This is a genomic window from Rathayibacter sp. AY1C7, from assembly GCF_002931865.1.
Classification (GTDB): Bacteria; Actinomycetota; Actinomycetes; order Actinomycetales; family Microbacteriaceae; genus Rathayibacter.
In genome coordinates this window covers 43,603-69,805 of the sequence record NZ_PSWB01000004.1, presented here as the reverse complement: position 1 = coordinate 69,805, position 26,203 = coordinate 43,603, and the positions used below count along the sequence as shown (strand labels likewise).

Below are 26,203 nucleotides of genomic sequence, written 5' to 3'. Positions count from 1 at the left end.
CGCGCCCACCTCGAAAAGCCGACCGCGCCGAGCCGGGCAAGGACCGGCTCGGAATCCAACTCAGAACCAGTCGGATTCCCGGACGGCCTTCATGGCGGCGCGGCGGTCGTCCTGGGAGAGGCGGTCGAGGTAGAGGCGTCCGTCGAGGTGGTCGCATTCGTGCTGGAGGGCCTGGGCCATGAGGCCGTCGCCTTCGAGGACGATCTCGTTGCCGTCGAGGTCGGTGCCGCGGACCTTCGCGTGCGGGTAGCGGATCGCGGGGTACCAGAGGTTCGGGACGGAGAGGCAGCCCTCGTCGACCGGTTGCGGGTCTCCGCTGAGCTCGATGATCTCGGGGTTGAGGATGTAGCCGATGACGCCGTCGACGTTGTAGCTGAAGGCGCGGAGGTTGACGCCGATCTGGGGGGCTGCGACGCCGGCGCGTCCGGGCGGGCGGACGCTGTCGACGAGGTCCTCGACGAGGCCGCGGACGCCGGCGTCGACCGTCTCGATGGTCGTGGACGGGGTCTTCAGCACCGGGTCCCCGAAGATGCGGATCTGGCGTTCGGTCATGTGGTGCGCTCCCTCAGGGCCTCCTCCGCGCTCAGGAGGGCGTTCTCGACGACTTCGCTCGCTGCGGGGTGCGGCCAGTACTGGCTGCGGGCGAGTCCGCGGATGCCGGTGCCGGCGCTGGCGGCCTGGACGAGCGGCTGAATGAGGATACTGGCCTGCGGCCCGATGATGTGCGCGCCGAGGAGGGCGCCGTCGAGTCCGACGACCAGGAGGCAGGCGCTGGAGTCGTCCTCGAGCGCCCAGCCGAAGGCGGTGGAGCCGTACTCCTGGGTGACGGTGACGACGTCCAGGCCCTGGTCCCGCGCTTCGGCCGCGGTGAGCCCGAAGTGGGCGATCTGCGGGTGGGCGAAGATCGCGCCGGGCACCGGCGAGAGGGTGTCGGAGAGCATCTCGCCCGGGTGCAGGAGGTTGTGCGCCACGAGGCGCGCCTCGTGGTTGGCGACGTGCTTGAGCTGCCAGCGGGACGACACGTCGCCGAGGGCGAAGAGGCCGGGCACGGGGCGTCCGCCGGAGAGGACGCGCTGCTCGGGGTCGACGCTGATCCGGCCGTCCTCGTGCAGATCGATCCCGACGGAGGCGGCGGCGACCGTGTCGCTGTTGGGGTCGCGGCCGAGGGCGACGAGGAGCAGGTCGGTCTCGACCGTCGTGCCGTCGCTGAGGGCGACGCGGAGCCCGTCAGGGCGGGCGTCGACGCTCTCGGCGCTCACTCCGGTGAGCACCGTGTACCGCTCGGCGGCGATCCCGGTGAACCGGCGCGAGACGTCCTCGTCGAGGGCGCGGAGGAGGCGGTCGCCGCGGACGGCGACGGTCACGGCCGTGCCGAAGGAGGAGAAGACGTGGGCGAACTCGACGGCTACCGCGCCGCCGCCGAGGATCAGCATCCGCTCGGGGAGCTCGTCGAGCCGCATGACGGAGGAGGAGTCCTGGATGCGGGGGTCCGGCTCGTACGCGGCGAGGAGCGGCCTGGGCCGCGAACCGGCGGCCACGACCACCTGCGGCGCACTGATGCGGGCACCGCTGGCGCTGACGAGGACGTGCGGGCGGTCGCCGTCTCCGAGCGACTCGAAGCCGAAGCTCTCGCGGAGGACGGTCACGTTCGGGGAGCGCTGATCGCGGTACTCGAAACCGCCCTCGCTGATCGCGTCGATCCGGCCGAACACCCGGTTGCGCACCTCGGCCCACTCGGGGCGGCGGAGGCGGGAGTGGACGCCGATCGGGCCGCCCTGGTCGACGTCGGTGACCACGTCGGCGACGTGGACGAACATCTTGGTCGGGATGCAGCCGGCGTTGAGGCAGGTGCCGCCGAACCACTCCCCGTCGTCGAGGATCGCGACCCGCAGGCCGTCGAACTCCGGACCGACGATCGAGTTGCCGGAGCCGGCCCCGATGACGATCAGGTCGAAGGCGTCGGTGGACGCGTCGGGCCCGTCGGTGCGGTCCTGGTGCGCGGCGGACGCCGCCCCGGAAGCCCGGGGCTCAGACACGTCGGACCGGCATGCCCTCGACCACGAGCGCGGCGAGCAGGCGCGCGGCGTCCTTCGTGCCCTCGCGCAGCTGCTCCCACTTCACCACGGAGCCGGCGGCGAGCACCGGGTCGTAGGGGATCCGGACGATGTCGCGGACGCGGGAGCGGAAGTGCGACTCGATCTCCTCCAGCTTCACCAGGCTCGTGCCCTGCGTCGCCGTGTTGAGCGCGACGACCGCGTTGCGCACCAGGGCGCCGTAGCCGTTCGCGTCCAGCCAGGTGAGGGTCTCGGAGGCCAGGCGGGCCTCGTCGACGCTGCCGCCCGAGACGATCACCACCGTGTCGGCGCGCTGCAGCGTGGGCCGCATCACCGAGTGCACGATGCCCGTGCCGCAGTCGGTGAGCATGATCGAGTAGAAGCGCTCGACCAGGTCGGCGACCACGTTGTAGTCGTCCTCGTCGAAGGCCTCGGAGAGCTGCGGGTCGGTGTCGGAGGCGAGGACGTCGAGGCGGGTCTCGTCGCGGGAGACCATCGTCGAGAACTCGGTGAACCCGGTCACGCCGGCCGCGCGGTTCACGACGTCGCGGACGGTCGCCCGCGTCTGCTTGGGGACGCGCTCGGCCAGGGTGCCGCGGTCGGGGTTCGCGTCGACCGCGATGATGCGGTCCTCGCGCGCGTCGGCGAGGGCCATGCCCAGGAGCGTCGTGACCGTGGTCTTGCCGACGCCGCCCTTGCGGGTCATGACCGGGACGAAGCGGGTGCCGCCCTCGAACTGCCGGCCGATCCGCTCGTCCATCGCCTTCCACGCCTTCACCTTCGCGGAGTCGCCGAGGTTGACCGTGTGGAAGGTCAGGCCGTAGAGGAAGCGGTGCCAGCCGCCCGTGGGAGCGGGACGGGTCTTGCGGTTGACCTCCAGGAGCCTGTCCGGGGTGAGCATCGACGCCGACTCGGGGACGGCGGCGCTCGGCGCGGACGGGGCGGGAGCGGCGCTCGAGGACTCGGCGCGGAGGCGGTCGCGGCGCGTGGGGACGGCGGCGGGCTCCCCCGCGGACTCGGACGCCGCGGGCTTCTCGGCGGACTCCGCTCGGGCGGGGATCCCCGCCGAGACCGGTCCGTTCGCGCCGGACGGGTGAGCGGGAGCCGGTGAGGGGGTCGGAGCAGGACTCGGCTCCGGGGGCACGAGAGCGTGCGAGCGCGAGGGCGGCAGGCCGAGGCGGCCGACGTCGATCGCGTCCTCGTCCTCGACCGGAGCGGGGGCGGTGGAGCGGCGCCGCGGGCCGGGCGGGGTGATCCGCACGCCGTCGGGCAGGAGGGTCGGAGCGGTGTCGCTCGCTCGCGGGGAGTACTGACCCGATTCCCGAGCCGCGTCCATGGCGGTCCGCGGCGTGGGACCGGTGCCGGTGTCGGGCTGTTCGTCGTTGCGCTCATCCATGCGAACGAGCCTCCTTCCGCTCAGGACGAGTGTACCGGCGGGCCCGGATCGCGCCGGGCGGCTTGGTCGGAGCGCGCTCCGACTGCTAGTGCGGCCCGCTTCCGGAGGCGGCGCAGACGGCGCGTGCAGCGAACGGTTAGGTTCTGCCGCCCGGAGGAACGTAAAGTAGTCAGCCATGCATGTACTCAGCGTGAGCTCCCTCAAGGGCGGCGTCGGCAAGACCACGGTGACGCTCGGCCTTGCATCCGCGGCGTTCTCGAAGGGCCTGCGAACGCTGGTCGTCGACCTCGATCCCCAGTCCGACGTGTCGACCGGAATGGACATCAACGTCGCCGGCCACCTCAACATCGCCGACGTCCTGACGTCGCCGAAGGAGAAGATCGTCCGCTCGGCGATCGCCCCCTCCGGCTGGACCAAGGAGCACCACGGCACGATCGACGTGCTGATCGGCAGCCCCTCCGCGATCAACTTCGACGGGCCGCACCCCAGCATCCGCGACATTTGGAAGCTCGAGGAGGCCCTCGCGAGCGTCGAGGCCGACTACGACCTCGTGCTGATCGACTGCGCCCCCTCGCTCAACGCCCTGACCCGCACGGCGTGGGCCGCGAGCGACCGCGTCGCCGTCGTCACGGAGCCGGGCCTGTTCTCGGTGGCCGCCGCCGACCGAGCGCTCCGGGCGATCGAGGAGATCCGCCGCGGACTCAGTCCGCGCCTCCAGCCGCTGGGCATCATCGTCAATCGCGCCCGCGTCCAGTCGCTGGAGCACCAGTTCCGGATCAAGGAGCTGCGCGACATGTTCGGACCGCTCGTGCTCAGCCCGCAGCTCCCGGAGCGCACCTCCCTCCAGCAGGCGCAGGGCGCGGCGAAGCCCGTGCATGTCTGGCCCGGGGAGAGCGCTCAGGAGATGGCGCACAACTTCGACCTGCTGCTCGACCGCGTGATCCGCACCGGTCGCATCGGCGAGCAGGTCCCCGCCGCGACCTAGGGCCGGCGGGTCCGCCGGACTTCTCCGGCTCGAGGTCTCGGGACGCGGGCGATGTTCGGTGCCCGAGGAGTGCCAGGGACGGCGCCGGCGGACGCTCGGCGTCGGAGTTCAGCGCGGACTCTCGATGCGCGGGCGGAGCCCATCGTCGGATCCGCAGGGCGGGACACGGACGGAGCCCGTCATCGGACCCGCATGCTAGCGGGCGTGATCGGCGGGGAGCTCGCGTCCGGCGGACGGATCACGCGGGCGGGGCCCGCCATTCGACCAGCTCGGTGAGACTCTGGTGCCGCCCGTTGCCCGCTCAGCACGGCTGCAGGCAGGTCCGCTCCTGATCAGCTGAGCGCGCGGAGGAGACCCCGGAGTCCCCGGGGCCGCGGCCGACCCGCGAGGGGTGGGCGGTCAGCCGACGCGGCGGGAGGCGCGGCGCTGGGCGAGCTCGTCGCCCGGGTCGACCGACTGATGGTCGAGCTCGACGAGGCTCGACTCGACTTCGCGGAGGACCTTGCCGACGGCGATGCCGAAGACGCCCTGGCCGCGGCTGAGCAGGTCGATGACCTCGTCGTTCGAGGTGCAGAGGTAGACGCTCGCGCCGTCGCTCATCAGGGTCGTCTGGGCGAGGTCGTCGACCCCGGACTCGCGGAGCTGGTTGACCGCCGTGCGGATCTGCTGGAGCGAGATCCCGGTGTCGAGCAGGCGCTTGACCAGCTTCAGCACGAGGATGTCGCGGAAGCCGTAGAGGCGCTGCGTTCCGGAGCCGGACGCGCCGCGCACGGTGGGCTCGACGAGCTCGGTCCGCGCCCAGTAGTCGAGCTGCCGGTAGGTGATCCCCGCGGCGCGCGCCGCGACGGCCCCGCGGTAGCCCGCGTCGGCGTCAAGCTCGGGCAGTCCGTCGGTGAACAGGACGAGGTCGCGCTGGCCGCTGACGTCGCGGCTGACTTCTCTCATCCCTGTGCCTCTCGGATCCGGACGCCGGATCCTCCGAACGCGCTCCCTACCGTACCGACCGGCGCAGGCCGAGTAAACGACATCGGCCTCGGCGCCGCGGCGTGTCGCACGGGCCGCCCGACGGCCGGCGGCGCGGCCCTCACGAGCGGGCGATCCGCGAGAGGGCGCTGCGCACCATCGCCCCGCGGATCGTGCCCAGCTGGGTCGCGAGCCCCACCGCGTTCTCGGCAGCGCCGGCGGAGCCGGACGCCTCCCCGCGGCGGGCGCTGGAGGCGACGACGCTCTCGATGAGCGACATCTCGCGCTCGACGGCGACGCGGAGCGGTCGGAGATGGCGGGGCTCGATACCGGATCGGCCGAGGTCGACGAGCGCCTTGAGCGTCGTCACGGCCTCGTCCCCGAACACGTCGCCGCCCCGCACGAGCCCGGCGGCGATGGCCTCCTGGACGAGAGCGGGCGTGGCACCGGACTCGGCCGCGAGGCCCTCGCGGGTCAACCGCGTGGCGGGGCCGAGGAGCGAGGCGCTCGGACCCCCGACACCGGCCGGCAGGGCGGGCTCGCGTCCGGCGTCGATGTCGTCGAGGTATCCGCGGATGACCTTGAGGGGGAGGTAGTGGTCGCGCTGCAGAGCGAGGATCATCCGGAGCCGCTCGACGTCGGAGCCCGAGAACTTGCGGTAGCCGGAGTCGGTGCGGGCCGGCGAGACGAGCCCCTGCTCCTCGAGGAAGCGCAGCTTGGACGGGGTGACGTCCGGGAACTCACTGGTCAGCCTGGCCAGCACCTGCCCGATGCTCAGCAGAGCGGCGGAGCCGGTGGGGAGGGCGCGCGCGGAGGAGCGGCCCACGGCTCACGCGTCCGGAGCGGCGACGAGGTCGGCGCGGGACGCGTAGAAGGTGAGTCGGAACTTGCCGACCTGCACCTCGGAGCCGTCGGTGAGGATCGCGGACTCGATCCGGACCCCGTCGAAGTAGGTGCCGTTCAGGGAGCCGAGGTCGTGGACCTCGAACGCCGTGCCGCGGCGGACGAACTCGGCGTGCCGGCGCGAGACCGTGACGTCGTCGAGGAAGATGCCCGCGTCGGGGTGACGGCCGACCGTCGTGGAGTCGGTGTCGAGGAGGAAGCGGGCGCCGGTGTTCGGTCCGCGGCGCACGACCAGCAGCGCGGATCCCGAGGGCAGAGCCCCGACGGCCTCGGCCTCCTCGCGGGACGCGCGGTTGTCGAGAGCGGCGAGCTGGGCACCGATGTCGTCGGTGAACGTCAGAGTCGTCTCCGTCGACGGCTCACCGGGAACGGAATTGTGCTGGGCGGATGATGCTCCACCGACGGGCTCGACCAAGACGTACCTCCTATCAGGTCAGCGTATCCGAATCGTGACCCTCGTCGGACCCCTGAGCACCTGTGCGGACCCCCAGGACGAGGTCCCGCGTCTGGACGGCGTAGACGATCCCGGCCCACCAGTAGAGGAATGCGCCCCACAGCGCGAAGGCCCAGGCGATGGGGAGCGAGGCGGGCGCGAGGGCCGGGAACGCCTGCCCCAGCATGATCAGCGGGAGCGCGTAGAAGAGGCAGAAGGTCGCGAATTTCCCCAGGTGGTGCACGGGAAGCGGTCCGTAGCCGTTGTTCGCCAGGACGACCGCCAGGACCACGAGCATCAGGTCGCGGGCGAGCAGCACGGCGACCAGCCACCAGGGCACCAGTCCGCGGGCCGCGAGGCCCAGGACGGTGGCGAAGATGTAGAGGCGGTCGGCGGCCGGATCGAGGACGCGGCCGAGGCGCGTCATCTGGTCGAAGCGGCGCGCGATCCAGCCGTCGAGGTAGTCGGTGAGGCTCGAGACGACGAGGGTCAGGAGCGCGAGCGCGTCCTCGCCGAGGACCACGAGCACGAGGAACACCGGCACCAGCGCGAGACGCACCATGCTGAGGACGTTCGGGACCGTCCAGATCCGGTCCTCACCGGTGCGCGCCATGCGCCCAGCCTAGGCGGGGCGCACGGCGGCGTGGTCAGCGCTTGTCGCGCCAGACCCGCTCGAACGGCAGGCGCCAGGCGTGCGGCGCGATCAGCTGGTGGATCGCGTTCGGCCCCCAGGAGCCGGGCGCGTAGAGACGGACGGGCGGCGGATCCTGCAGGAGCGGCGCGGAGACCTCCCAGAGCCGCTCGATGCCCTCCGCGGTGGTGAACAGCGTGTGGTCTCCGCGCATCGCGTCGAGGATCAGGCGCTCGTAGGCCTCGAGCGCGTCGCCCGCGCGGTCGGTCTCCTGGAGCGCGAACTGCATGCTCAGCTTGTCGAGCCGCATGCCGGGACCGGGGCGCTTCCCGTAGAACGAGAGCGAGACCTTCGAGGCGTCCGCCAGGTCGAAGGTGAGGTGGTCCGGGCCGTGGGCACCGACTCCGGAGCCCTGCGGGAACATGCTCTTCGGGGGCTCGCGGAACGCGATCGAGATGATGCGCTGACCCTCGGCCATCCGCTTGCCGGTGCGGAGGTAGAACGGCACTCCCGCCCAGCGCCAGTTGTCGATCTCGCACTTCAGCGCGACGAAGGTGTCGGTCTCGGAGTCGGCGGCGACGCCCGGCTCGTCGCGGTAGCCGATGTACTGGCCGCGCACCACGTTCTCGGGGTTCAGCGGACGCATCGAGCGGAAGACCTTGTTCTTCTCCTCGCTGATGGCCTGGGGCTCCAGCGCGGTCGGCGGCTCCATCGCCATGAACGCCAGCACCTGGAAGAGGTGGGTGACGACCATGTCCTTGTACGCGCCGGTGGACTCGTAGAACTCGGCGCGACGGTCGAGCGTGAGGCGCTCGGGGATGTCGATCTGGACGTGATCGATGAAGTTGCGGTTCCAGATGGGCTCGAAGAGGCCGTTGGCGAAGCGGAAGGCGAGGATGTTCTGCGCCGGCTCCTTGCCGAGGAAGTGGTCGATCCGGAAGATCTGCTCCTCGCTGAAGGTCTCGTGGAGCTCCGCGTTGAGGACGACCGCGCTCTCGAGGTCGACGCCGAACGGCTTCTCCATGATGATCCGCGAGCGCTCGACCAGCCCGGCCTCGGCGAGCATCCGCACGACGGAGAGAGCTGCCCTGGGCGGGACGCTGAGGTAGTGCAGCCGGCTCACGTCCGGGCCGAGGACCGCCTCGGCGTCGGTCACGGCGGCGGCCAGCGCGGCCGGACCGGCGGACTGCGGGACGTAGCGGAGCTTGGACGCGAACTCGTCCCACTGCGCCGGCGTCAGGGAGCGGCTCCCGAACTCGTCGTAGGCCAGCTTCGCGAAGGCGCGGAACGAGGCGTCGTCGTGCTCCTCGAGCGAGGTGCCGACGATCTGCAGGTCCGGTGCGAGGGAGGAGAGCGCGAGGTGGGCCATCCCCGGGATGAGCTTGCGCCGGGCCAGGTCGCCGACGGCGCCGAACAGCACGACGACATGGGGTGCCGCCTGCTCGGTCTGGACGGCGGGAGCGGGGGGTGCGGTTGTCACGGTCACCCCTCGATCATTCCAGTTCGGATCGTGACGCAGGCGTCATGTGCTCGATACGCACCGCCGCTAAGGTCTCTCCCGTGCATCCGTTCTCCGACGCGTCCGCCGCGACCGCAGCACCCGCCTCCGCCACCGCCCCCTCCTCCGCCGACGGGACGACCGCGCCTCCGCTCGACGAGAGGATCCGCGCCGACGTCCACCTGCTGGGCGAGCTGCTCGGCCAGGTGCTCCGCGAGTCGGGCGAGCCCTCCCTCTACGAGGACGTGGAGCGCCTGCGCGCGCTCACGATCAGCGCCTACGACAGCGGCGACGCCGCCGGGACCGCGGAGGCGGAGGAGTTCGTCGCCTCGCTCACGCTCGAGCGCGCCGAGGAGGTCGCCCGGGCGTTCACCTGCTACTTCCACCTCGTCAACGTGGCGGAGGAGTTCCACCGCGTCCGCGTGCTGCGCCGGCGCGAGGCCGACGCCGGCGCGCAGTCGCCCGAGGACTCGATCCTCGCCTCGATGCGCCGGCTGACCGGGGAGCTCGGGGAGGACGAGGCGTTCGCGCGCCTGTCCCGACTGGAGTTCCGCCCGGTCCTCACGGCGCACCCGACCGAGGCGCGCCGCCGCGCAGTGGCCTCGACCATCCGCCGCATCAGCGACCTGCTCGAGCAGCGCGACGACCCGCGCATGGGCGGCGTCGTGCTGGTGGAGATCCGCCGCAAGCTGCTGGCCGAGGTCGACACGCTGTGGCGCACCGCTCCGCTGCGCGAGTCCAAGCCCACTCCCCTCGACGAGGTGCGCACCGCGATGAGCGTCTTCGACGAGTCGCTGTTCTCGGTGCTCCCCCGCGTCTACCGCCGCCTCGACGACGCTCTGCTCGGCGAGGGCTCGGGCACCCGGGCTCCGGTCGCACCGGCCTTCGTCCGCCTGGGCACCTGGATCGGCGGCGACCGCGACGGCAATCCCTTCGTCACCGCCGAGACGACCCTCGCTGCGGTGGACATCGCCTCCGAGCACGTCCTCATGGGCCTCGAGCGGGTCGCCCGCCGCGTGGGCCGCGCGCTGACCCTCGACGCGTCGACCACTCCCCCGTCGGCCGCCGTCGAGGCGCTCTGGGCCTCCTGCGTCGAGCGGGCTCCCGAGCTCGCCGCCGACATCGCCGAGCGCTCGCCCAACGAGGCGCACCGCCGCGTCCTGCTCTTCGCGGCCGAGCGCCTGGCCGCGACCCGGTCCGAGGGGCCGCTGGCCTACTCCGCCGCCGCCGAGCTGCTGGCCGAGCTGCGCACCCTCCAGGAGTCCCTGGTCGAGGCCGAGGACGTCCGCGCCGCCTACGGCGACCTCCAGGACTTCGTCTGGCAGCTCGAGACCTTCGGCTTCCACCTCGCCGAGATCGAGGTGCGCCAGCACTCGAAGGTGCACCGCGAGACGATCGCCGCGATCCGCGCCGGCGAGGAGCTCGACGAGCGCGGCCTCGAGGTCCTGTCGGTGTTCCGGGCGATCGCGAAGGTCCAGGAGCGCTTCGGCACCGACGCGGCGAGGCGGTACATCGTCTCCTTCACGCAGTCGGCCGACGACCTGCGGACGGTCTTCGAACTGGCCGAGGCGGCGACCGACGGCAAGCCGCCGATCATCGACGCGGTCCCGCTCTTCGAGACCTTCGCCGACCTCGACGCCTCGACCGACATCCTCGCCGAGATGATCCGCCTCCCCCAGGTGCAGGCGCGCCTCGCGGCCACCGGCAACCGGCTCGAGGTGATGCTCGGCTACTCCGACTCGTCGAAGGACGTCGGACCGGTCTCGGCGACGCTCGCGCTCTACGACGCGCAGGCGCGCATCGCGCAGTGGGCGGCCGACGAGGGCATCGTGCTCACGCTGTTCCACGGGCGCGGCGGAGCGCTCGGCCGCGGCGGCGGGCCGGCCAACCGGGCCGTCCTCGCGCAGCCGCCCGGATCGGTGGACGGCCGCTTCAAGCTGACGGAGCAGGGCGAGGTCATCTTCGCCCGCTACGGCAACCCGGACATCGCCACCCGGCACATCGAGCAGGTGGCGGGAGCGACGCTGCTCGCCTCCTCCCCCGCGGTCGGCGAGCGCAACGCGGGCGCCGCGGAGCGCTTCGCCGAGGTGGCGGCGACGATGGACCGCGAGTCGCGCCGCCGCTTCTTCGAGCTCGTGAAGGCCGACGGCTTCGCGCCGTGGTTCGCCCGGGTCACCCCGCAGGAGGAGGTGGGCCTGCTCGCCCTCGGCTCGCGTCCGGCCCGCCGCGGCCTCTCGGTCGAGTCGCTCGAGGACCTGCGAGCGATCCCGTGGGTCTTCGCCTGGACCCAGGCCCGCGTCAACCTGACCGGCTGGTTCGGGCTTGGCAGCGCGCTCGAGGCCGTCGGCGACCTCGACCTGCTCCGCGAGGCCTACGCCTCCTGGCCGCTGTTCACGACGATGGTCGACAACGTCGAGATGTCGCTCGCGAAGACCGACGAGGGCATCGCCCGCCGCTACCTCGCCCTCGACTCCCGCGACGACCTCGCCGGACTCGTGCTCGACGAGATGGCGCTCACCCGCCGGTGGGTGCTCTCGATCACCGGCGAGGAGAGCCTGCTCACGGGCCACCGCGTGCTCGGCCGTGCCGTGCGCCTGCGCACCCCGTACGTCAACGCGCTCTCGCTCCTGCAGCTGCGCGCACTGAAGGCGCTCCGCACCGACCCGGGCGGATCCGGGACGGAGCAGAACCAGCGGCTGCTCCTGCTCGCGGTCAACGGAGTCGCGGCGGGTCTGCAGAACACCGGCTGATCCCGGCTCGGAACGACGGAACCCCCGGCGGCCTCACGGCTGCCGGGGGTTCTCGTGCGTCTGCGGGCGCCTCCCGCCTGCGGAGCGGGTCGAGGCGCCGGGCGGATCAGGCCTGCGGGGCGACGCCGGCCTCCTGAGCGGCCTTCGCCTCCTCGTACTGACGGCGCACCTCGACCATGTCGAGGCCGCGGACCTGCTCGATCAGGTTGTCGAGCGCGGGGGCGGGCAGGGCGCCGGGCTGAGCCATCAGCGGGATCCCGTCGCGGTACACCACGAGGGTGGGGATGGAGGAGATGCCGTAGCTCGCGGCGAGCTGCTGCTGGTCCTCCGTGTCGACCTTCGCGAAGGTGATGTCGGCGTTCTTCTCGCTCGTGGCCTCGAAGACCGGAGCGAACTGCTTGCACGGGCCGCACCAGTCGGCCCAGAAGTCGATGAGGACGATGCCGTCGGCGATCGTCTGGTCGTGGGAGTCGAGGGTCATCGCAGTCGTAGCCATGGGGGATGCAACCGGGTGCCCCCGCGGCCTATTCCCGGGCGGGATCGAGGAGGTCGAGCAGCGAGCGCGGACCGACCACGGCGGCCCCGAGCGCCTCGACGCGGGCGGCCAGTCCCCGGTCGGCCGTGACGACGACCGCGGTCTCGAGCGCGCCGACCAGCTCGACGATCGCGTCGTCGCCCGAGCCGTCGGCCGAGTGGACCGTGAGCCGCTCCGTGAGAGCGCCCGCCTCCGGGCGGGCGGCGCGCGCCACTCCCTCGAGCACCACGGCGATGCGCGGCCAGACCGTGTCGGCGTCGATCCCCAGGAGACGGCCGGGGACGCCGGCCTCCGCGAGGCGGGCCAGGGAGGCGAGGAGGCGCTCCGCGGCGCCGGCGCGGTCGCGCCACCAGCCGTCGGGGCGTGAGCCGACCACGTTGGCGGCGTCCACGACGAGCACCGGGATCGAGGAGCCGAGCGCGCGCAGACCCGGCCAGGCCGCTCCGAAGCCCGGGTGCAGCGGCAGGGAGTCGACCTCGTCGGGGGCGACCCAGCGCAGCTCGGTGCTCTCGGCGTCGCTGATGCGGGGAGTGAAGTGCTCGCGGGACTCGGCCAGGACGGTGGAGTAGCTCCACGGTCCGATCACGACGACGCTGGAGAGCACGGGCAGGATCAGGTCGGCGGGGACGCCCGCCTCCTCCTCCGACTCCCGGAGGGCCGCCTCGAAGGCCGTCTCCTCGGGGTGACGGGCGCCGCCGGGCAGCCCCCAGGTGTCGCCGAAGTGGCTCCAGCTGACGCGGTGCTGGAGCAGGACGCGTCTCGACGGATCGCGCAGGAGGAGGCCGGCGGCGCCGAAGCGCCCCCAGAAGCGGCGTCCGTCGCCGATCTCGACCCAGCCGTCGCCGAGCGACGCGTCGAAGGGGTGGCGCGGGAGCACGGCGTCCGCGCCGGGGTCCTCGCTGGTCATGCCCTCCAGCCTCCCACACCGCGCCCGCCGCGCCCGACCCCGACGGGCTGGCAGAATCGGACGATGCGCCGCTCGAGACCCCTCCGCCTCGCGACGCTCGCCTGGCTCGCGCTGATCGCCCTGATCACGCTGACGCCCGCGCCCTACCCGGCCGGGGAGCCCAACGCGCTGATCCGCGGGATCATCGCCTTCCTCGCCTCCACGCCGCTCACCGGCTGGTTCGACTTCGACGTGGCGGAGTTCACCGCGAACGTGCTGCTCTTCGTGCCGCTCGGTGCGCTGATCGCCGCGCAGCTGCCGGCGGGTCGCCGCCTGTGGGCCGCCGTCATCGGGCTCGCCGTGTCGGCGGCCGTCGAGACAGCGCAGCTGCTGTGGCTGCCGACCCGCGTCTCCGACGTGCAGGACCTCATCTCGAACGGCAGCGGCTCCCTGATCGGCGCCCTGCTGACGATCGCGCTGCTCCGCTTCTCCCCCCGCCGCCGCTCCCGGAAGGACCGCACCGCCCATGCCCGCTGAGACCCTCGTCGTCCTCGACCGACCCTCCCTCGACGCCGAGGCGCACTCGCCGGGAGGACCCGCGCACCGCATCGATCCGAGCGGGCGCGGCGATCTGGACGTCACCGACCTCGGCTTCACCCGCGGCGACGGCGTGTTCGAGACGATCAACCTGGTCGACGGACGGCTGCAGGCGCTCGACGCGCACCTGGACCGCTTCGAGCGCTCGGCCCGGATGCTCGACCTGCCCCGGCCGGACCGGCCCGCCTGGCTCGAGGCGATCGGAGCGGCGGTGGCCGCGCACCCGCCCGTCGCCGAGGCGATGGTGAAGACGATCCTGACCCGCGGCGTCGAGGGCGGCGGGCGGCCCACCGGCGTCGTCTTCGTCCAGACCAGCCCGGACTTCGGCCCGGCCCGCCGCGACGGCGTGCGCGTGGCGCTCCTGGACCGCGGGCTGCGCTCGGACGTGCAGTCGACGTCCCCCTGGCTGCTCGCCGGCGCGAAGACGCTCTCGTACGCGGTGAACCGTGCGGCCGCGCGGGAGGCCGCCCGGCGCGGTGCCGACGACGCCCTGTTCGTGTCGAGCGACGGCTACCTGCTCGAGGGGCCGACCTCGAACCTCGTGCTACTGAAGGGCGGGGAGCTCGTGACTCCTCCGCCGAGCCTCGGGCTGCTGCCCGGCACCACGCAGGCCGACCTGTTCGCGCTCGCGCCGGGCCTCGGCCTCGGGAGGGCGGTGCGTCCGCTGCGCTCGGGCGATCTGGAGGCGGCGGACGCGGCGTGGCTGGTCTCGAGCGCGCGCAACGCCGCTCCCGTCCGCGCCGTCGACGGGACCGACCGCCGCGTCGACGCCGACCTCTCGGCCCGGATCAACGCCGCGCTGCTCGCCCGCTGAGACTCCGATCCTCCCCGTGGGACGCCCCGCGCCGAGCGCGGACGGCGTCCCGGAGGAGAGAGGGCTCAGGAGAGGCCGTCGACGTCCGCGGGGCCGCGGCTGATCAGTCCGCCGCGGACGTGCTCGACGGTGGGGTCGAGCTGCACCGGATCGCGCTCGTCCGCCGCCTCGTCGTTGATCACGGCCGAGACGATGCCGCGCCAGTCGGTGCCCTCGGCCACGGCGTCCTCGGAGCCGACGCGGCGCGTGACGAACACGGCCTCCGACTCCTCGCCCGCGTGCGAGATGACGGCGAGGACGCCGACGGTGCGACCGCCCGGGTGCTCGATCCGCCACTCCTCGTGCCCGGACGGGACGAGCGAGAACTCCAGGCCCGCGTGCGGGAAGCCGGTGGGGCGCAGCTCGGACGGGGATCCGCTCTGCGGAGGCGCGCCGCGGGTGGGGACCCCGGTGCCCTCGCCGCTCGTCGTGCTCATGCCGACGTCGCCGCGGGTTCCGCCGGCTCCGGAGCTGTCGTTCGCCGCGACCATGCGGTCGTCGCCGCTCCGCAGCGCGTCGTCCGCTCCGGTGTAGATGCTGTCGTCTCGGTTCATGGGAACCTCCTTGTCGGCGGCCAGTGTAGGACCGCGGGGTGGGTGGCGAGCGGGCGCCGTTCGTAGACTGGGGGGATGCAGATCCCGGTGACCGGTGCCGTGCGGGTGGACGCGTGGCTCTGGGCGGTGCGCATCTACAAGACGCGCTCCGCCGCGACGACCGCGGCTCGGGCCGGCCACATCCGCGTCAACGGCGAGCGGGCCAAGGCGGCGCAGACCGTGCGCGTCGGCGACGAGGTCCGCGCCCGGATCGGCGGCTTCGACCGGGAGCTGATCGTCCGCGGACTCGTGGTCAAGCGGGTCGGTGCGCCGGTGGCCGCCGAGTGCATGGAGGACCGGACACCCCCGCCGCCACCCCGGGAGTCCGCGCCGGGCGTGATCGTCCGTGACCGCGGAGCGGGCCGCCCGACCAAGCGCGACCGGCGCGACATCGAGCGCCTCCGCGGATTCTGACCGCGCGACCCGCCAGCGGCCTCAGGGGGCGAGTGCGCGCAGGCGCTCCAGGAGCCCCTCCGCCGCCTCGTCGAGGAACCGCTGCTGCAGCTCGTCGCCGACCTGGACGAGGGCGATGTCGGTGAAGCCCGCCTCGATGTAGGGCACGAAGCTCTGGGCGAGCTCGTCGAGATCGGGGCCGCAGGCGATCTGCTCGGCGACGTCCTCCGGGCGCACGAACTGGCTCGCTCCGGCGAAGCCGGCGGGGGTCGGCAGATCGGAGTTGACCGCCCAGCCGCCGGCGAACCAGCGGAACTGCTCGTGGGCCAGCGCCACTCCCTGCTCCTTGTCCGGCGCCCAGCAGATCGGGATCTGGCCGATCGTGCGCGAGGGGGCGGCGTCCGCACCGCGGACCGCGGTCCACTGCGAGATCAGCTCGGCGTCGGGCTCGGTCGTGATGAGGTGGTCGCCGATCGGCGCGAAGCGGGCGATCGACTTCTCCCCCGAGACCGCCAGGCCGATCTCGACCGGCGTGTCCGGCAGGTCCCAGATGCGGGCGGAGTCGACGCGGAAGTACTCGCCCTCCCAGGTCACCAACTCGCCGGTGTGCAGCTCGCGGATGAGGTGGACGGCCTCCTCGAGCATGTCCTGGCGCACGGCGACCGAGGGCCAGCCCTCGCCGACGACGTGCTCGTTGAGGTTCTCGCCCGAGCCGAGGCCGAGCGTGAAGCGGTCGTCGGAGAGGATCGCGAGCGTCGCGGCCTTCTGCGCCACCACGGCCGGGTGGTAGCGGATGGTCGGCGCGGTGACGTAGGTCGTGAGGTCGATGGTCGACGTGGCCTGCGCGACCGCTCCGAGCAGCGTCCAGGCGTAGGAGGCGTGCCCCTGCTCGGTCAGCCACGGCGAGTAGTGGTCGCTCGAGACTGCGAACTCGAAGCCGAGCCTCTCGGCGTCGACCGCGTAGCCCACCAGCTGCTTGGGTCCGCTCTGCTCGGTCATCAGGGTGTATCCGAATCGCACCATGGTCCGTCCTCGTTCCGCTCGTCGTGGGATGCCCGGGGGCACGTCCCATGGTGGGCGGGGCGCCGGATGCGCGCTAACCCCTTGCCCCGGTTGCGAGCGGCGGCTAGCGCGGCGTCAGACGAAGCGGATGCGGTTCTGCACCCGGGTGCGGACCTCGAACGACTCGCCGTACCCGCCGAGCCGCGGGTCGTCCGTGCCGGAGCGCAGCAGCTGCGGCAGCAGCGAGCGGCGGATGACGACGGCGCCCTGGTGCCTGCCGCGCTCGACCTGCTCGAACGGCTGCTCCAGCGCGTCGTCCGGCACGACCACGACGCTCGTCGAGAAGCGGACGCCCAGCTCGCGGCCGAGACGGCGCGCGGCCTTCGCGAGCGAGGCGATCGGCTTCTCGTCCTCGGCGATCCCGGGGCCCTCGAGCTCGCCCTTCCTCAGGCGGACCGGGTCGCCCCAGTCGGCGGAGGTCAGCGCGAGCAGGCCGGCCGGCCCGAGCACGAGGTGGTCGATCTTGAGCCCGCCGTCGCCGACCGCGACGTCGTTCCAGATCGTGTAGGCGATGCCGAGCGCGCCGACGAGCGCGGCCGTCGCCTCCTCGGCCTGAGCCTTCGCGAGCCAGGAGCGGACCTCGCGAGGAGCGGAGCGGACGATCGCCGGGTCGAAGGGGTCCTCGGTCTCGACGCCGCGGCCGAGCCACTCGCGCACCAGGCGCAGGTAGTACTCGCGCGCCGCGCCTCCCGGGTGACCGTAGGAGCGGGCGCGCACGGCCGAGGCGGTCTGCGGGCGCGGTGAGCCGGTGTACGGCGACTGCGGGGAGGACCTCCCGGGGGCGGGAGCGCCTCGGTCGTAGTCGCCGCGGGCGGAGGCGCTGCCGATCCGCTCCCAGGCGAGCTGCACCGCGTGGAACGACGCGGCGTCGCCTCCCGTGTCCGGATGGGTCTCGCGGAGGCGGAGCCGGTACGCCCGGCGGAGCTCGTCGTCGGACGCGGTGGCGGCGACGCCCAGCACCTCGTAGGGGGTGCGGGCGGCGTGGCTGTCGGGCATGTGCTTCCGGGAGGGTCGGGGCGGGGGGTTCCGAGTGTATCGACGCGGGCCGGGCGCCCGGTGGGAGCGCGCACCGCGTCGGCTCGGAACGCGCCGAGCGCCCAGCGGGGGAATGGGCGCCCGGCGGGGGTTCAGTGCGCGAGCAGCTCGCGCACCCGCGGGATGACCTGCGTGCCGTAGAGCTCGATGTTGCGCATGATCGCCGGGTGCGGCAGCGTCCCGGCGCTGTACTTGAGGTCGAAGCGGTCGATGCCCAGGGCCTCGACCGTTCGCGCGATCTTCCGGGCGACCGTCTCGGGCGAGCCGAGGTGGATGGCGCCGTCGGGGCCGGCCTCCTCCTCGAAGCGCTCGCGGGTCATCGGGGACCAGCCGCGCTCGCGGCCGATGGCGTCCATCATCGCCTTGTGGTGCGGGAAGTACAGCTCGCGCGCCTCCTCGTCGGTGTCGGCGACGAAGCCGGGCGAGTGCACGGCGACCGGGAGGCGGGGCTGCTCGAGCTGGTCGAGCGCGCGGCCGAAGAGGTCGACGTAGGGGCGGAAGCGGGCCGGCGAGCCGCCGATGATCGCCAGGACGAGCGGGAAGCCGTACCGGGCGGCGCGGACGACCGACTCGGGGCTGCCGCCGACGCCGATCCAGGTGCGGAGGGTGCCGTTGTCGAGGGTCGGGTAGACGCTCTGCTCGGTGAGCGCGGGGCGGGTCGTGCCCTGCCAGGTGACCGGGCCGCCCTGGATCAGGGCGTGGAAGAGGTCGAGCTTCTCCTCGAAGAGGACCTCGTACTGCGCGAGGTCGTAGCCGAAGAGCGGGAAGGACTCGGTGAAGGAGCCGCGGCCGAGGATGACCTCGGCCCGGCCGCCGGAGAGTCCGTCGAGGGTGGCGAAGCGCTGGTAGACGCGCACCGGGTCGTCCGAGGAGAGGACCGTCACGGCGGAGCCGAGGTGGATGCGCTCGGTGCGGGCCGCGATGGCGGCGAGCACGACGTCCGGTGCGCTCACGGCGAAGTCGGCGCGGTGGTGCTCGCCGATCCCGAAGAAGTCGATGCCGACCCGGTCGGCCAGGACTCCCTCCTCGACCACGTCGCGGAGGACCTGGCCGTGCGGCAGCGGGGCGCCGTCGGGGCCGGCGGTGACGTCGCCGAACGTGTCGACGCCGAACTTGACTTCATGCATACTCATGGACTTCTGCAACCTCCGGGGGTCGACGGCTATTCCTGCGGGCGGGGTCCGACGTCCCCGGGCAGGAGCGCGTCGGAAGAGACGATCCCCGCCTCGAGCGCCGGCTCGCGGTAGGCGCGCCCGAGCGAGGCGACGGTGTCGTGCGCGTTCAGGCCGCTCGGGTTCGGCAGCACCCAGAGCGGCGCGCCCGCCACGTCCTCCTCCTGCCTGCCCTGCACCGCCCTGCGGCGTCCGAACGCGATCCGGTAGGCGGTGATGCCGACGACCGCGACGGCCCGGGGCCGCACCCGCCCCACGGTGGCGACCAGCCGCTGAGCGCCCTCGCGCAGCTCCTCCGCGGTCAGCTCGTCGGCGCGGGCGGTCGCCCGGGAGGCGAGATTGGTGATGCCGACGCCGCGGGAGACGAGCTCCGCGCGGTCCGCGGCGCCCATCCCCTCGGACACGCGCGGCGCGCGCTCGAGGATCCCGGCCGCGACGAGCGCCGGGTAGAAGCGGTTGCCGGGGTGGGCGAAGTGCGCGCCGGTGGCGGCGGTCCACAGTCCCGGGTTGATGCCGACGAAGAGGAGCCGGACGTCGTCGCCCAGCAGGTCCTCGACGGTGCGGTCCTGGAACGCTGCGAGCTCGGCGCGGGTGAACGGCATGCGACCATCCTGCCGCGGCGCAAGGCCTGTCGGCACGGGGTCGCCGGTGCCAGCATGGAGGCATGACGAACGCATCCCAGGACCACCCGATCCAGCACGGCAGCGACGACGCGCAGCTCGACGAGAAGCTTCGCGGCGTGCTGCTGCAGGTCGCCGGCGACGCCGAGCTGCGACCGGAGGAGGACGTCGAGACCCTGCTGCGCCAGCGCCTGCGCGACACGCGGATCTCGATCTCGGACGAGGCGATCCCGGGGCTCGCCAAGCGCATCCCCGGACTCATGCAGCGCGGGGGCGGCGACGTGAACCCCGGGGCGCACTAGCCCCGGGGGACGGGCGCGGGCCGAGCGGCCGCTCGGGCCGCGCCGGCTCGCGCTACTCGGGGACCGCCGGGCCCTTGCGGTGGTGGTCGAACACCAGGCTCGTGCGCGTCGAGGCCACCGCCGGATTCGCCGAGAGGTTCGAGACCACGAAGTCCCGCACGTCGCTGGAGTCGCGGACCGCGACGTGGATGATGAAGTCCTCCGAGCCGCCGAGGAAGAACACCTGCACCACCTCGGGCAGCGCGCGGATCTCCTCCGCGAAGCGCGTGATCGCCTGGCGCTGGCCGACGCGGATGCTGACGCTGATCAGCGCCTGCAGGGTCAGGCCGAGCGCCGCCGGGTCGAGCTCGGCGGTGAAGCCGGTGATGACGCCGCGCTCGACGAGGCCCCGGACGCGTGCGACGCAGGTCGACGGGGCGATGCCGGCGCGCTCGGCGAGCCGGCTGTTGGGCGTCCGCGCGTCGGCGCGGAGGAGGCGCACCAGGGTCCGATCGACCGGATCCAGGTCGTCGAGGTCGTGCAGATCCTTCGGTGGCATGCTCCCGCTCCCTCACTCCGCCGACGAACCTTCGGCCCGTGCGGTGACTTCCGACCGATCCTGCGGAGTTCCTCCGCTCCGGGCACGATCTTCGCACGATGGGGGCAGAGCCGGTGCAGGATCGGCGCCCACCGCCCGCCCCGCGGGCCGCAGCGAAGGAGCCGCCGTGCGCGTCGGGATCCCCACCGAGATCAAGAACAACGAGAACCGGGTCGCCGCCACTCCGGCCGGCGTCCACGAGCTGGTGCGCCGCGGCCACGAGGTCCTCGTCGAGGCCGGCGCGGGCCTGGGCTCGCGCGTGTCGGACGACGACTTCCGCCGCGCCGGCGCCCGCGTCGTCGACGGGCCCGACGAGGTCTGGGGCGAGTCCGAGCTGGTCCTCAAGGTCAAGGAGCCGATCGAGGCCGAGTACCCGCGGATGCGCCGCGACCAGGTGCTCTTCACCTACCTCCACCTCGCCGCCTCCCGCCCGTGCACCGATGCGCTGCTCGCGGCGGGGACGACCTCCATCGCCTACGAGACGGTCCAGCTGGACGACCGGCGGCTGCCGCTGCTCTCGCCGATGAGCGAGGTCGCCGGGCGCCTGTCGATCACGGTCGGCGCCTACCACCTCATGAGTGCCGTCGGCGGACGGGGCACGCTACTCGGCGGGGTCCCCGGCACTCCGAAGGCGAAGGTCGTCGTGATCGGCGGCGGCACGGCCGGCGAGCACGCCGCGGCGAACGCCCTCGGCATGGGGGCCGACGTCACGATCGTCGACCTCTCGCTCCCCCGCCTTGCGCAGCTCGAGAACCGCTTCCAGGGCGCGATCCAGACCCGCGCCTCCTCGGCCTACGAGATCGCCGCGCAGCTGGCCGACGCCGACCTCGTGATCGGATCCGTCCTCATCCCGGGCGCCAAGGCGCCCAAGCTGGTGACCGACGAGATGGTCGCCACGATGAAGCCGGGCTCGGTGCTGGTCGACATCGCGATCGACCAGGGCGGCTGCTTCGAGGGCTCGCGTCCGACCACGCACGACGACCCGGTGTTCCCCGTGCACCGGAGCGTCTACTACTGCGTCGCGAACATGCCCGGCGCCGTCCCCGAGACCTCGACCCGCGCGCTCACCAACGCGACGCTCCCCTACGCGCTCGCGCTGGCCGACCGCGGGTGGCGGGCCGCCCTGGCCGCCGACCCGGCGCTCGCCCGCGGCCTGAGCACCCACGACGGCCGGGTGACGAACACCGCCGTCGCCGCGGCCTTCGACCTCCCGGCCGTGCCGGTGGAGTCGCTGCTGCTCTAGGCGCCCGCGGGCGCGAGGCCGAGCCCCCCGAGGATCTCGGCGATCTCCTCCTCCGGAGCGCCGCCCACGTCGACCGTGACGTAGAGCTCGTCGTCGCCGAGGGGCTCGAGCGCCTCGAACTGCGAGTCGAGCAGCGTGGTCGGCATGAAGTGGCCGACCCGCGAGGCGAGCCGCCCGGCGATACGGTCTCTCGATCCCGCGAGGTGCGCGAAGACGAGGTCGTCGCGGCGCAGGACGTCGCGGTAGCGGCGGCGCAGGGCAGAGCAGGTCACGACGACCGAGCCGCCCGCGGCGATCCGCTGGTCCACCACGCGGGCGATCTCGGCCAGCCAGGGCGCCCGGTCCTCGTCGGTCAGCGGGATGCCGGCGTGCATCTTGTCGACATTCGCCTGCGGGTGCAGGTCGTCCCCCTCGAGGAACTCCCAGCCCAGTCGGCGCGCCAGGAGCGACGCGACGGTCGACTTGCCGCTGCCGGAGACGCCCATGACGACGACGGCGCGGACGGGGACGGTGGGAAGAGCGGTCATCAGATACCTCCTACGAAGAGACCGATCAGGAGGACCCCGGCGAGCCCGGTCACCGAGACCAGGCACTCCATCACGGTCCAGGTCTTGAGCGTCTGGCCGATGCTGAGCCCGAGGTACTCCTTCACCAGCCAGAACCCGGCGTCGTTGACGTGCGACAGGAACACCGAGCCGGCGCCGATCGCGAGCACCATGAGGGCGACCATCGGCCCGTCCATGGTCTCGGTCAGCGGCTGGAGGATCCCTGCGGCGGTCACGGTGGCGACGGTCGCGGAGCCGGTGGCGACGCGGATCACGACGGCCACGAGCCAGGCGAGCAGCAGCGCCGAGGCGCCGCTCCCCTCCGCGAGCTGGGCGACCACCCCGCCGATCCCGGTGTCGACGAGGACCTGCTTGAAACCGCCGCCCGCGCCGACGATGAGCAGGATGCCCGCGATCGGCGGCAGCGAGCTCGAGAGCGAGGCCTGCAGCTCGGTGCGGTTCATCCGGCCGCCGCGGCCGAGCAGGACCAGACCGGCCAGGAGCGCGATCCCCAGCGCGATGGTCGGCGTGCCGAGGAAGTCGAGGGCGCCCTTCCAGGCGTCCGTGGAGCCCGGGGCCGCGATGTCGGCGATCGCCTTGCCCAGCATCAGCACGACCGGCAGCAGGATGCTCGCGACGGCGGCGGCGAAGCCCGGGCGGTGCTCGCGCGTCTCGCTCGCGCCCTCGCCGAAGAGCGGCGGCGTCTCCACCGGCGCCCAGCGGGCGGCGACCCGGCCGAAGAGCGGGCCGGCGACGACGACGGTGGGGATCGCGACCAGGACGCCGAACGCGAGGGTCACGCCGAGGTTCGCGCCGAGTGCGTCGATCGCGACCAGCGGTCCGGGGTGGGGCGGGACGAGGCCGTGCATCACCGAGAGGCCGGCGAGCGTCGGGATCGCCACCTTCATCAGCGGCAGACCGCTCCGGCGGGCGACCAGGATCACGACCGGGATCAGCAGCACGAGCCCGACCTCGAAGAACATCGGCAGCCCGATCAGCGCGCCGACGAAGCCCATCATCCAGGGCAGCGCGCGAGTGCTCGAGCGGGCGATGAGGGTGTCCACGATGCGGTCCGCGCCGCCCGAGTCGGCGAGGAGCTTGCCGTACATCGCGCCGAGGCCGATGAGGATGCCGACGCCGCCCATGGTGTTGCCGAACCCCAGCGCGAAGCTGGCGACCGCGTCCGCCGCCGCCAGCCCCGCGATCAGGCCCGTCGTCAGCGCTCCGATCAGCAGGGAGACGAAGGGGTGCAGCTTCAGCCAGGTGATCAGCACGACGATCACGGCGATGCCGACGACGGCGGCGAGGATCAGCTGCCCCTGCCCGGCGGTGGTGGCGGGGGCGTCCCCGGCGGCGGCGCGGAGGGCGGGGAGGAGGGTCGGTGTCATGAGCGTCCTTGGTCGAGCCGACGGCCAGCGGCCGGCTTTTGTCCGACATAACCTGCGTGTGTCCCGATCATGCCCGAAGATCGGCCGGGACGCGACTCCGGCGATGGCAGGATGACCGCATGCCCGCGCCGACGCCCTCGCTGCACCACTCGGTGCTGGACGAGCTCGGCTCGCAGATCGTGCGCGGCGAGCTCGCGCCGGGCACCACCTTCAGCGCCGACGAGCGTGCGGAACGGCGCGGGGTCTCCCGCTCGGTGATGCGGGAGGCGGTGCGCGTCCTCGAGACGCTCGGGCTCGTGACGTCCCGCCGCCGCGCGGGGACGCGGGTCCAGCCTCCGGAGTGCTGGAACGCCCTGGACACGCGGGTCGTCGCGTGGGGACTGGACGGCCCGGACCGGCGGCGCCAGCTGCACCAGCTCAGCGAGCTCCGACTCGGGGTGGAGCCGCTCGCCGCCCGGCTCGCCGCGGCGAACGCGACCGAGGAGCAGCGGCGGGCGCTCACGGAGGCGGGCGACGCCCTCTCCACCCACTCCCGTGCAGCCGACCAGTCCGCCTACCTCGCCGCCGACACCGCCTTCCACCGCTCCCTCCTGGCCGCGTCCGGCAACCTGATGCTCGCGCAGCTGGGCGATCTGGTCGCCGAGGTCCTCGCCGGCCGCACCCGCAACGCGCTCATGCCGCGCGAGGCCGACTCCACCGCGGTGCGGCTGCACCGGGCGGTGGCCGCCGCCGTCGCCTCGGGCGACGCGGACGCTGCGGAGGCCGCGATGCGGGCGATCGTCGAGGAGTCGGACCGGGCGGTCCAGGAGAGCTGACGGGGTTGCACGCCCGCAGCGCCGCGCGCACAGTGGAGCGCATGGTCGAGGGATACACGTCCGCGCAGGTGCGGGCCGCCGAGGCTCCGCACCTGGCCCGGCGGGAGCCGCTGATGCAGCGCGCCGCCGACGGCCTCGCCCGCGAGCTTCGCCTCGTGCTCGCCGGGCGCTCCGACCGCTCCCGTCCGGGCTCGGTGCTCGTCCTGGTCGGTCCGGGCGACAACGGCGGTGACGCGCTCTACGCGGCCGCCGAGCTCTCCTCCTCCGGAACCGACGTCGTCCTCGTCCTCACGGCCGAGCGGGTGCACCGCCGGGGCCTCGCCGTGGCGCTCGACGAGGGCTGCGGGCAGGTGCCGGCCGACGACGCGCCCGGCCTCGCCGCGGCGGTGGCGCGGGCGGATGTCCTGGTCGACGGGATCCTCGGCATCGGAGCGAAGGAGCCCGCGCTGCGGGGGCGGCCGCGCGTCGTCGTCGAGGCGGTGCTCGACGCGCTGGAGCGGCGGGCCGAGCGCCCGGTGGTCGTCGCGGTCGACCTGCCGAGCGGAATCCATCCCGACGACGGGTCGGTCCCCGATCCCACCGTGCTGCGCGCCGATGTGACGGTCGCCTTCGGCGCGATCAAGGCCGGTCTGCTGCTGCCTCCGGGCGACTCCTACGCGGGCCGTCTGCGCCTGGTCGACATCGGCCTCGGCCCGGACCTGGCCGGAGTGGAGCCCGCGGTCCGCGAGTGAGCGAGCGGCTCAGGAGGGAGCGAGGAGGTGCGCCTTCTCGGGGTGCTGCTCGAACCACTGCCCGACGTACCAGCACATCGGCACGACGCTCCGCCCGCCGGCGGCCTCGATGTCGTCGACGGCGAAGGAGACGAGCTCCCCTGCGAGCCCGCGGCCGCGGAAGGGCGGGGTCGTGAAGGAGCGGACGAGGGAGACGCTGCCGGGCGCCTCGCGGTAGTCGAGGACGCCCACCAGGGCGCCGTCGAGGTGGAGCTCGTAGCGCGACGCGTCGTCCGCCCGGCGGAAGTCCTTGGCCATGCCTCCAGAGTAGGACGGCCCGGACGGATCAGGCCTCGTCGCCGAGCATCTCGCCGTCGACGTAGAGCCAGCGCCCGTCCTCGCGCAGGAAGCGGCTGCGCTCGTGTACGAGGCCGGGGCCGGCGGGCGAGCGGTAGGAGGCGCGGAACTCGACCAGGCCCTCCTCGTCGCCCTCCCCGCCGAACGAGATGTCGACGATCTGGAGCCGGCGCCACTGGACGTCGGGATCGAGGTCGATGCGGCGCGGCCGGGTCGAGGGGTGCCAGCTCGCGAGCAGGTAGGGGGCGCTGCCGAGGACGTTCGCGCTGTAGCGGCTGCGCATCAGGCGCTCCGCCGTCGGCGAGGGCTCCTCGCCGAGGTGGGCGGGGCGGCAGCAGTCGGCGTAGTGGCGGCGGCTTCCGCAGGGGCAGGAGTCGGCGGGATGCATCCGGCCAGTGTGGCAGGCGATGCGGCGCCCCCGGCCCGGCGAGGCTCCGGCGAGCGCCGTGACTCCCCGGACCGTCCAGGTGTGCATCCCCTCCATATCCGCTCCGCCGCCTTGAGGGTGCCGCCGGATCCCGGCAACGTGGCCCCCTCATCGACCACGGACGGAAGGAACGACCCGATGCTCACGCTCACCGACAACGCCAGCACCGTCGTCAAGACCATCACCGGGCAGACCGAGACCCCCGTCGAGGGAGGCCTGCGCATCAGCGGCACCGATCTCGACGCCCGCAACTTCGCTGTCACGGTCGCCGCGGCCCCCGAGACGACGGACGCCGTCGTGGAGCAGGACGGAGCGCGCGTGTTCCTCGACGTCGCCGCCTCCGTCGCTCTCGGCGACAAGGTCCTCGACGCGCAGGTGGACGAGGGCGGCTCCATCAGCTTCGGGATCGCTCCCCAGGACTGACCCCGTCGACATCGGAGGCCGCCCCCACCGCAGTGCGGGAGGGCGGCCTCCGTCGTC

30 protein-coding genes are annotated in these 26,203 nt (G+C 73.3%); 10 read left to right on the top strand and 20 right to left on the bottom strand.

Annotated features, from left to right (window positions below):
- Positions 1-60: 60 nt before the first annotated feature.
- Genes def through C5C69_RS03260 form a run of 3 tightly spaced genes read right to left on the bottom strand, consistent with a single transcriptional unit; the run spans position 61 to position 3,450 of the window.
- Complete coding sequence (gene def / locus C5C69_RS03270; RefSeq protein WP_104222578.1) at positions 61-552, bottom strand: peptide deformylase; 492 nt, start codon at positions 550-552, stop codon at positions 61-63.
- Positions 549-2,036 carry a mycothione reductase gene (locus C5C69_RS03265; protein WP_104257313.1) on the bottom strand — a complete coding sequence of 496 codons (1,488 nt, stop codon included), beginning with the start codon at positions 2,034-2,036 and terminating at the stop codon, positions 549-551. The genes def and C5C69_RS03265 overlap by 4 nt, the downstream gene beginning before the upstream one ends.
- The gene (locus C5C69_RS03260) at positions 2,029-3,450 is read right to left on the bottom strand and encodes a MinD/ParA family protein (RefSeq protein WP_258059940.1); all 1,422 of its coding nucleotides are present in this window, start codon (positions 3,448-3,450) and stop codon (positions 2,029-2,031) included. Before C5C69_RS03260 ends, C5C69_RS03265 begins: the two co-directional genes overlap by 8 nt.
- Before the next feature lie 175 nt (positions 3,451-3,625).
- On the opposite strand from C5C69_RS03260, the gene C5C69_RS03255 reads away from it, so the two are divergent.
- Complete coding sequence (locus tag C5C69_RS03255; RefSeq protein ID WP_104222576.1) at positions 3,626-4,435, top strand: ParA family protein; 810 nt, start codon at positions 3,626-3,628, stop codon at positions 4,433-4,435.
- 399 nt (positions 4,436-4,834) lie between these two features.
- On the opposite strand, the gene C5C69_RS03250 is transcribed toward C5C69_RS03255, so the two are convergent.
- The 5 genes from C5C69_RS03250 to zwf form a co-directional block, all read right to left on the bottom strand.
- Entirely contained in the window at positions 4,835-5,380 is a 546-nt protein-coding gene (locus tag C5C69_RS03250) for a MerR family transcriptional regulator (protein WP_104222575.1), read from the bottom strand.
- A 139-nt stretch (positions 5,381-5,519) separates the two neighbouring features.
- A complete protein-coding gene (locus C5C69_RS03245; RefSeq protein ID WP_104222574.1) occupies positions 5,520-6,224 on the bottom strand; it encodes a MerR family transcriptional regulator in 705 nt (234 codons plus the stop codon).
- Positions 6,225-6,227: 3 nt separating this feature from the next.
- Positions 6,228-6,716, bottom strand: a complete 489-nt coding sequence (locus C5C69_RS03240) for an FHA domain-containing protein (protein WP_104222573.1) — start codon at positions 6,714-6,716, stop codon at positions 6,228-6,230.
- A 13-nt stretch (positions 6,717-6,729) separates the two neighbouring features.
- Positions 6,730-7,347 carry a CDP-alcohol phosphatidyltransferase family protein gene (locus tag C5C69_RS03235; protein WP_104222572.1) on the bottom strand — a complete coding sequence of 206 codons (618 nt, stop codon included), beginning with the start codon at positions 7,345-7,347 and terminating at the stop codon, positions 6,730-6,732.
- A 34-nt stretch (positions 7,348-7,381) separates the two neighbouring features.
- Entirely contained in the window at positions 7,382-8,845 is a 1,464-nt protein-coding gene (gene zwf, locus C5C69_RS03230) for a glucose-6-phosphate dehydrogenase (protein WP_104225448.1), read from the bottom strand.
- 44 nt (positions 8,846-8,889) lie between these two features.
- Between zwf and C5C69_RS03225 the strand changes: the two genes are divergently transcribed.
- Complete coding sequence (locus C5C69_RS03225; protein WP_104222571.1) at positions 8,890-11,613, top strand: phosphoenolpyruvate carboxylase; 2,724 nt, start codon at positions 8,890-8,892, stop codon at positions 11,611-11,613.
- A 106-nt stretch (positions 11,614-11,719) separates the two neighbouring features.
- Here C5C69_RS03225 and trxA read toward each other — a convergent pair whose 3' ends face one another.
- Positions 11,720-12,109: a thioredoxin gene (gene trxA / locus C5C69_RS03220; RefSeq protein WP_104222570.1), complete on the bottom strand. Its 390-nt coding sequence runs from the start codon at positions 12,107-12,109 to the stop codon at positions 11,720-11,722.
- Between the two features lie 28 nt (positions 12,110-12,137).
- Positions 12,138-13,055: an NUDIX domain-containing protein gene (locus C5C69_RS03215; protein WP_104257312.1), complete on the bottom strand. Its 918-nt coding sequence runs from the start codon at positions 13,053-13,055 to the stop codon at positions 12,138-12,140.
- 63 nt (positions 13,056-13,118) lie between these two features.
- Here C5C69_RS03215 and C5C69_RS03210 point away from each other — a divergent pair, with 63 nt between their 5' ends.
- Positions 13,119-13,571 (top strand): VanZ family protein, encoded by a 453-nt coding sequence (locus C5C69_RS03210; RefSeq protein WP_104257311.1) that lies wholly within the window; start codon positions 13,119-13,121, stop codon positions 13,569-13,571.
- On the top strand, positions 13,561-14,445 hold the full coding sequence (locus C5C69_RS03205) for an aminotransferase class IV (protein WP_104257310.1): 885 nt from the start codon (positions 13,561-13,563) through the stop codon (positions 14,443-14,445). Before C5C69_RS03210 ends, C5C69_RS03205 begins: the two co-directional genes overlap by 11 nt.
- 65 nt (positions 14,446-14,510) lie before the next feature.
- On the opposite strand, the gene C5C69_RS03200 is transcribed toward C5C69_RS03205, so the two are convergent.
- Positions 14,511-15,038, bottom strand: coding sequence for a hypothetical protein (locus C5C69_RS03200; RefSeq protein ID WP_104225386.1), 528 nt, complete (start codon positions 15,036-15,038; stop codon positions 14,511-14,513).
- 75 nt (positions 15,039-15,113) lie between these two features.
- Here C5C69_RS03200 and C5C69_RS03195 point away from each other — a divergent pair, with 75 nt between their 5' ends.
- Positions 15,114-15,491, top strand: a complete 378-nt coding sequence (locus C5C69_RS03195) for an RNA-binding S4 domain-containing protein (RefSeq protein WP_181027140.1) — start codon at positions 15,114-15,116, stop codon at positions 15,489-15,491.
- A 21-nt stretch (positions 15,492-15,512) separates the two neighbouring features.
- Here the strand turns inward: C5C69_RS03195 and C5C69_RS03190 are convergent, their stop codons facing one another.
- From C5C69_RS03190 to C5C69_RS03175, 4 genes are all read right to left on the bottom strand, one after another.
- A complete protein-coding gene (locus C5C69_RS03190; protein ID WP_104222565.1) occupies positions 15,513-16,493 on the bottom strand; it encodes a TIGR03557 family F420-dependent LLM class oxidoreductase in 981 nt (326 codons plus the stop codon).
- Between the two features lie 114 nt (positions 16,494-16,607).
- Positions 16,608-17,528 (bottom strand): J domain-containing protein, encoded by a 921-nt coding sequence (locus C5C69_RS03185; RefSeq protein ID WP_104222564.1) that lies wholly within the window; start codon positions 17,526-17,528, stop codon positions 16,608-16,610.
- A gap of 131 nt (positions 17,529-17,659) precedes the next feature.
- Positions 17,660-18,694: an LLM class flavin-dependent oxidoreductase gene (locus C5C69_RS03180; protein WP_104225389.1), complete on the bottom strand. Its 1,035-nt coding sequence runs from the start codon at positions 18,692-18,694 to the stop codon at positions 17,660-17,662.
- 35 nt (positions 18,695-18,729) lie between these two features.
- Positions 18,730-19,341, bottom strand: coding sequence for a mismatch-specific DNA-glycosylase (locus C5C69_RS03175; protein ID WP_104257309.1), 612 nt, complete (start codon positions 19,339-19,341; stop codon positions 18,730-18,732).
- 62 nt (positions 19,342-19,403) lie between these two features.
- On the opposite strand from C5C69_RS03175, the gene C5C69_RS03170 reads away from it, so the two are divergent.
- Complete coding sequence (locus C5C69_RS03170) at positions 19,404-19,661, top strand: hypothetical protein (protein WP_104222561.1); 258 nt, start codon at positions 19,404-19,406, stop codon at positions 19,659-19,661.
- Between the two features lie 52 nt (positions 19,662-19,713).
- Here the strand turns inward: C5C69_RS03170 and C5C69_RS03165 are convergent, their stop codons facing one another.
- Positions 19,714-20,199 (bottom strand): Lrp/AsnC family transcriptional regulator, encoded by a 486-nt coding sequence (locus C5C69_RS03165; RefSeq protein WP_104222560.1) that lies wholly within the window; start codon positions 20,197-20,199, stop codon positions 19,714-19,716.
- 166 nt (positions 20,200-20,365) lie between these two features.
- Between C5C69_RS03165 and ald the strand changes: the two genes are divergently transcribed.
- Positions 20,366-21,481, top strand: coding sequence for an alanine dehydrogenase (ald, locus tag C5C69_RS03160; protein WP_104233361.1), 1,116 nt, complete (start codon positions 20,366-20,368; stop codon positions 21,479-21,481).
- On the opposite strand, the gene C5C69_RS03155 is transcribed toward ald, so the two are convergent.
- Together C5C69_RS03155 and C5C69_RS03150 are read right to left on the bottom strand one after the other, a co-directional pair.
- Complete coding sequence (locus C5C69_RS03155; RefSeq protein WP_104233362.1) at positions 21,478-22,008, bottom strand: gluconokinase; 531 nt, start codon at positions 22,006-22,008, stop codon at positions 21,478-21,480. The two genes, ald and C5C69_RS03155, sit on opposite strands and share 4 nt — an antisense overlap.
- Positions 22,008-23,414, bottom strand: coding sequence for a GntP family permease (locus C5C69_RS03150; RefSeq protein WP_104233363.1), 1,407 nt, complete (start codon positions 23,412-23,414; stop codon positions 22,008-22,010). The genes C5C69_RS03155 and C5C69_RS03150 overlap by 1 nt, the downstream gene beginning before the upstream one ends.
- Before the next feature lie 119 nt (positions 23,415-23,533).
- Here C5C69_RS03150 and C5C69_RS03145 point away from each other — a divergent pair, with 119 nt between their 5' ends.
- Complete coding sequence (locus C5C69_RS03145) at positions 23,534-24,229, top strand: FadR/GntR family transcriptional regulator (protein WP_104233364.1); 696 nt, start codon at positions 23,534-23,536, stop codon at positions 24,227-24,229.
- Positions 24,230-24,270: 41 nt separating this feature from the next.
- The gene (locus C5C69_RS03140) at positions 24,271-24,960 is read left to right on the top strand and encodes an NAD(P)H-hydrate epimerase (RefSeq protein WP_104233365.1); all 690 of its coding nucleotides are present in this window, start codon (positions 24,271-24,273) and stop codon (positions 24,958-24,960) included.
- Positions 24,961-24,969: 9 nt separating this feature from the next.
- Here C5C69_RS03140 and C5C69_RS03135 read toward each other — a convergent pair whose 3' ends face one another.
- Positions 24,970-25,257 (bottom strand): GNAT family N-acetyltransferase, encoded by a 288-nt coding sequence (locus C5C69_RS03135; RefSeq protein ID WP_104222554.1) that lies wholly within the window; start codon positions 25,255-25,257, stop codon positions 24,970-24,972.
- A 28-nt stretch (positions 25,258-25,285) separates the two neighbouring features.
- Entirely contained in the window at positions 25,286-25,684 is a 399-nt protein-coding gene (locus tag C5C69_RS03130; RefSeq protein ID WP_104233402.1) for a YchJ family protein, read from the bottom strand.
- Positions 25,685-25,861: 177 nt separating this feature from the next.
- On the opposite strand from C5C69_RS03130, the gene C5C69_RS03125 reads away from it, so the two are divergent.
- A complete protein-coding gene (locus C5C69_RS03125; RefSeq protein WP_104257308.1) occupies positions 25,862-26,146 on the top strand; it encodes a hypothetical protein in 285 nt (94 codons plus the stop codon).
- Positions 26,147-26,203 lie beyond the last annotated feature (57 nt).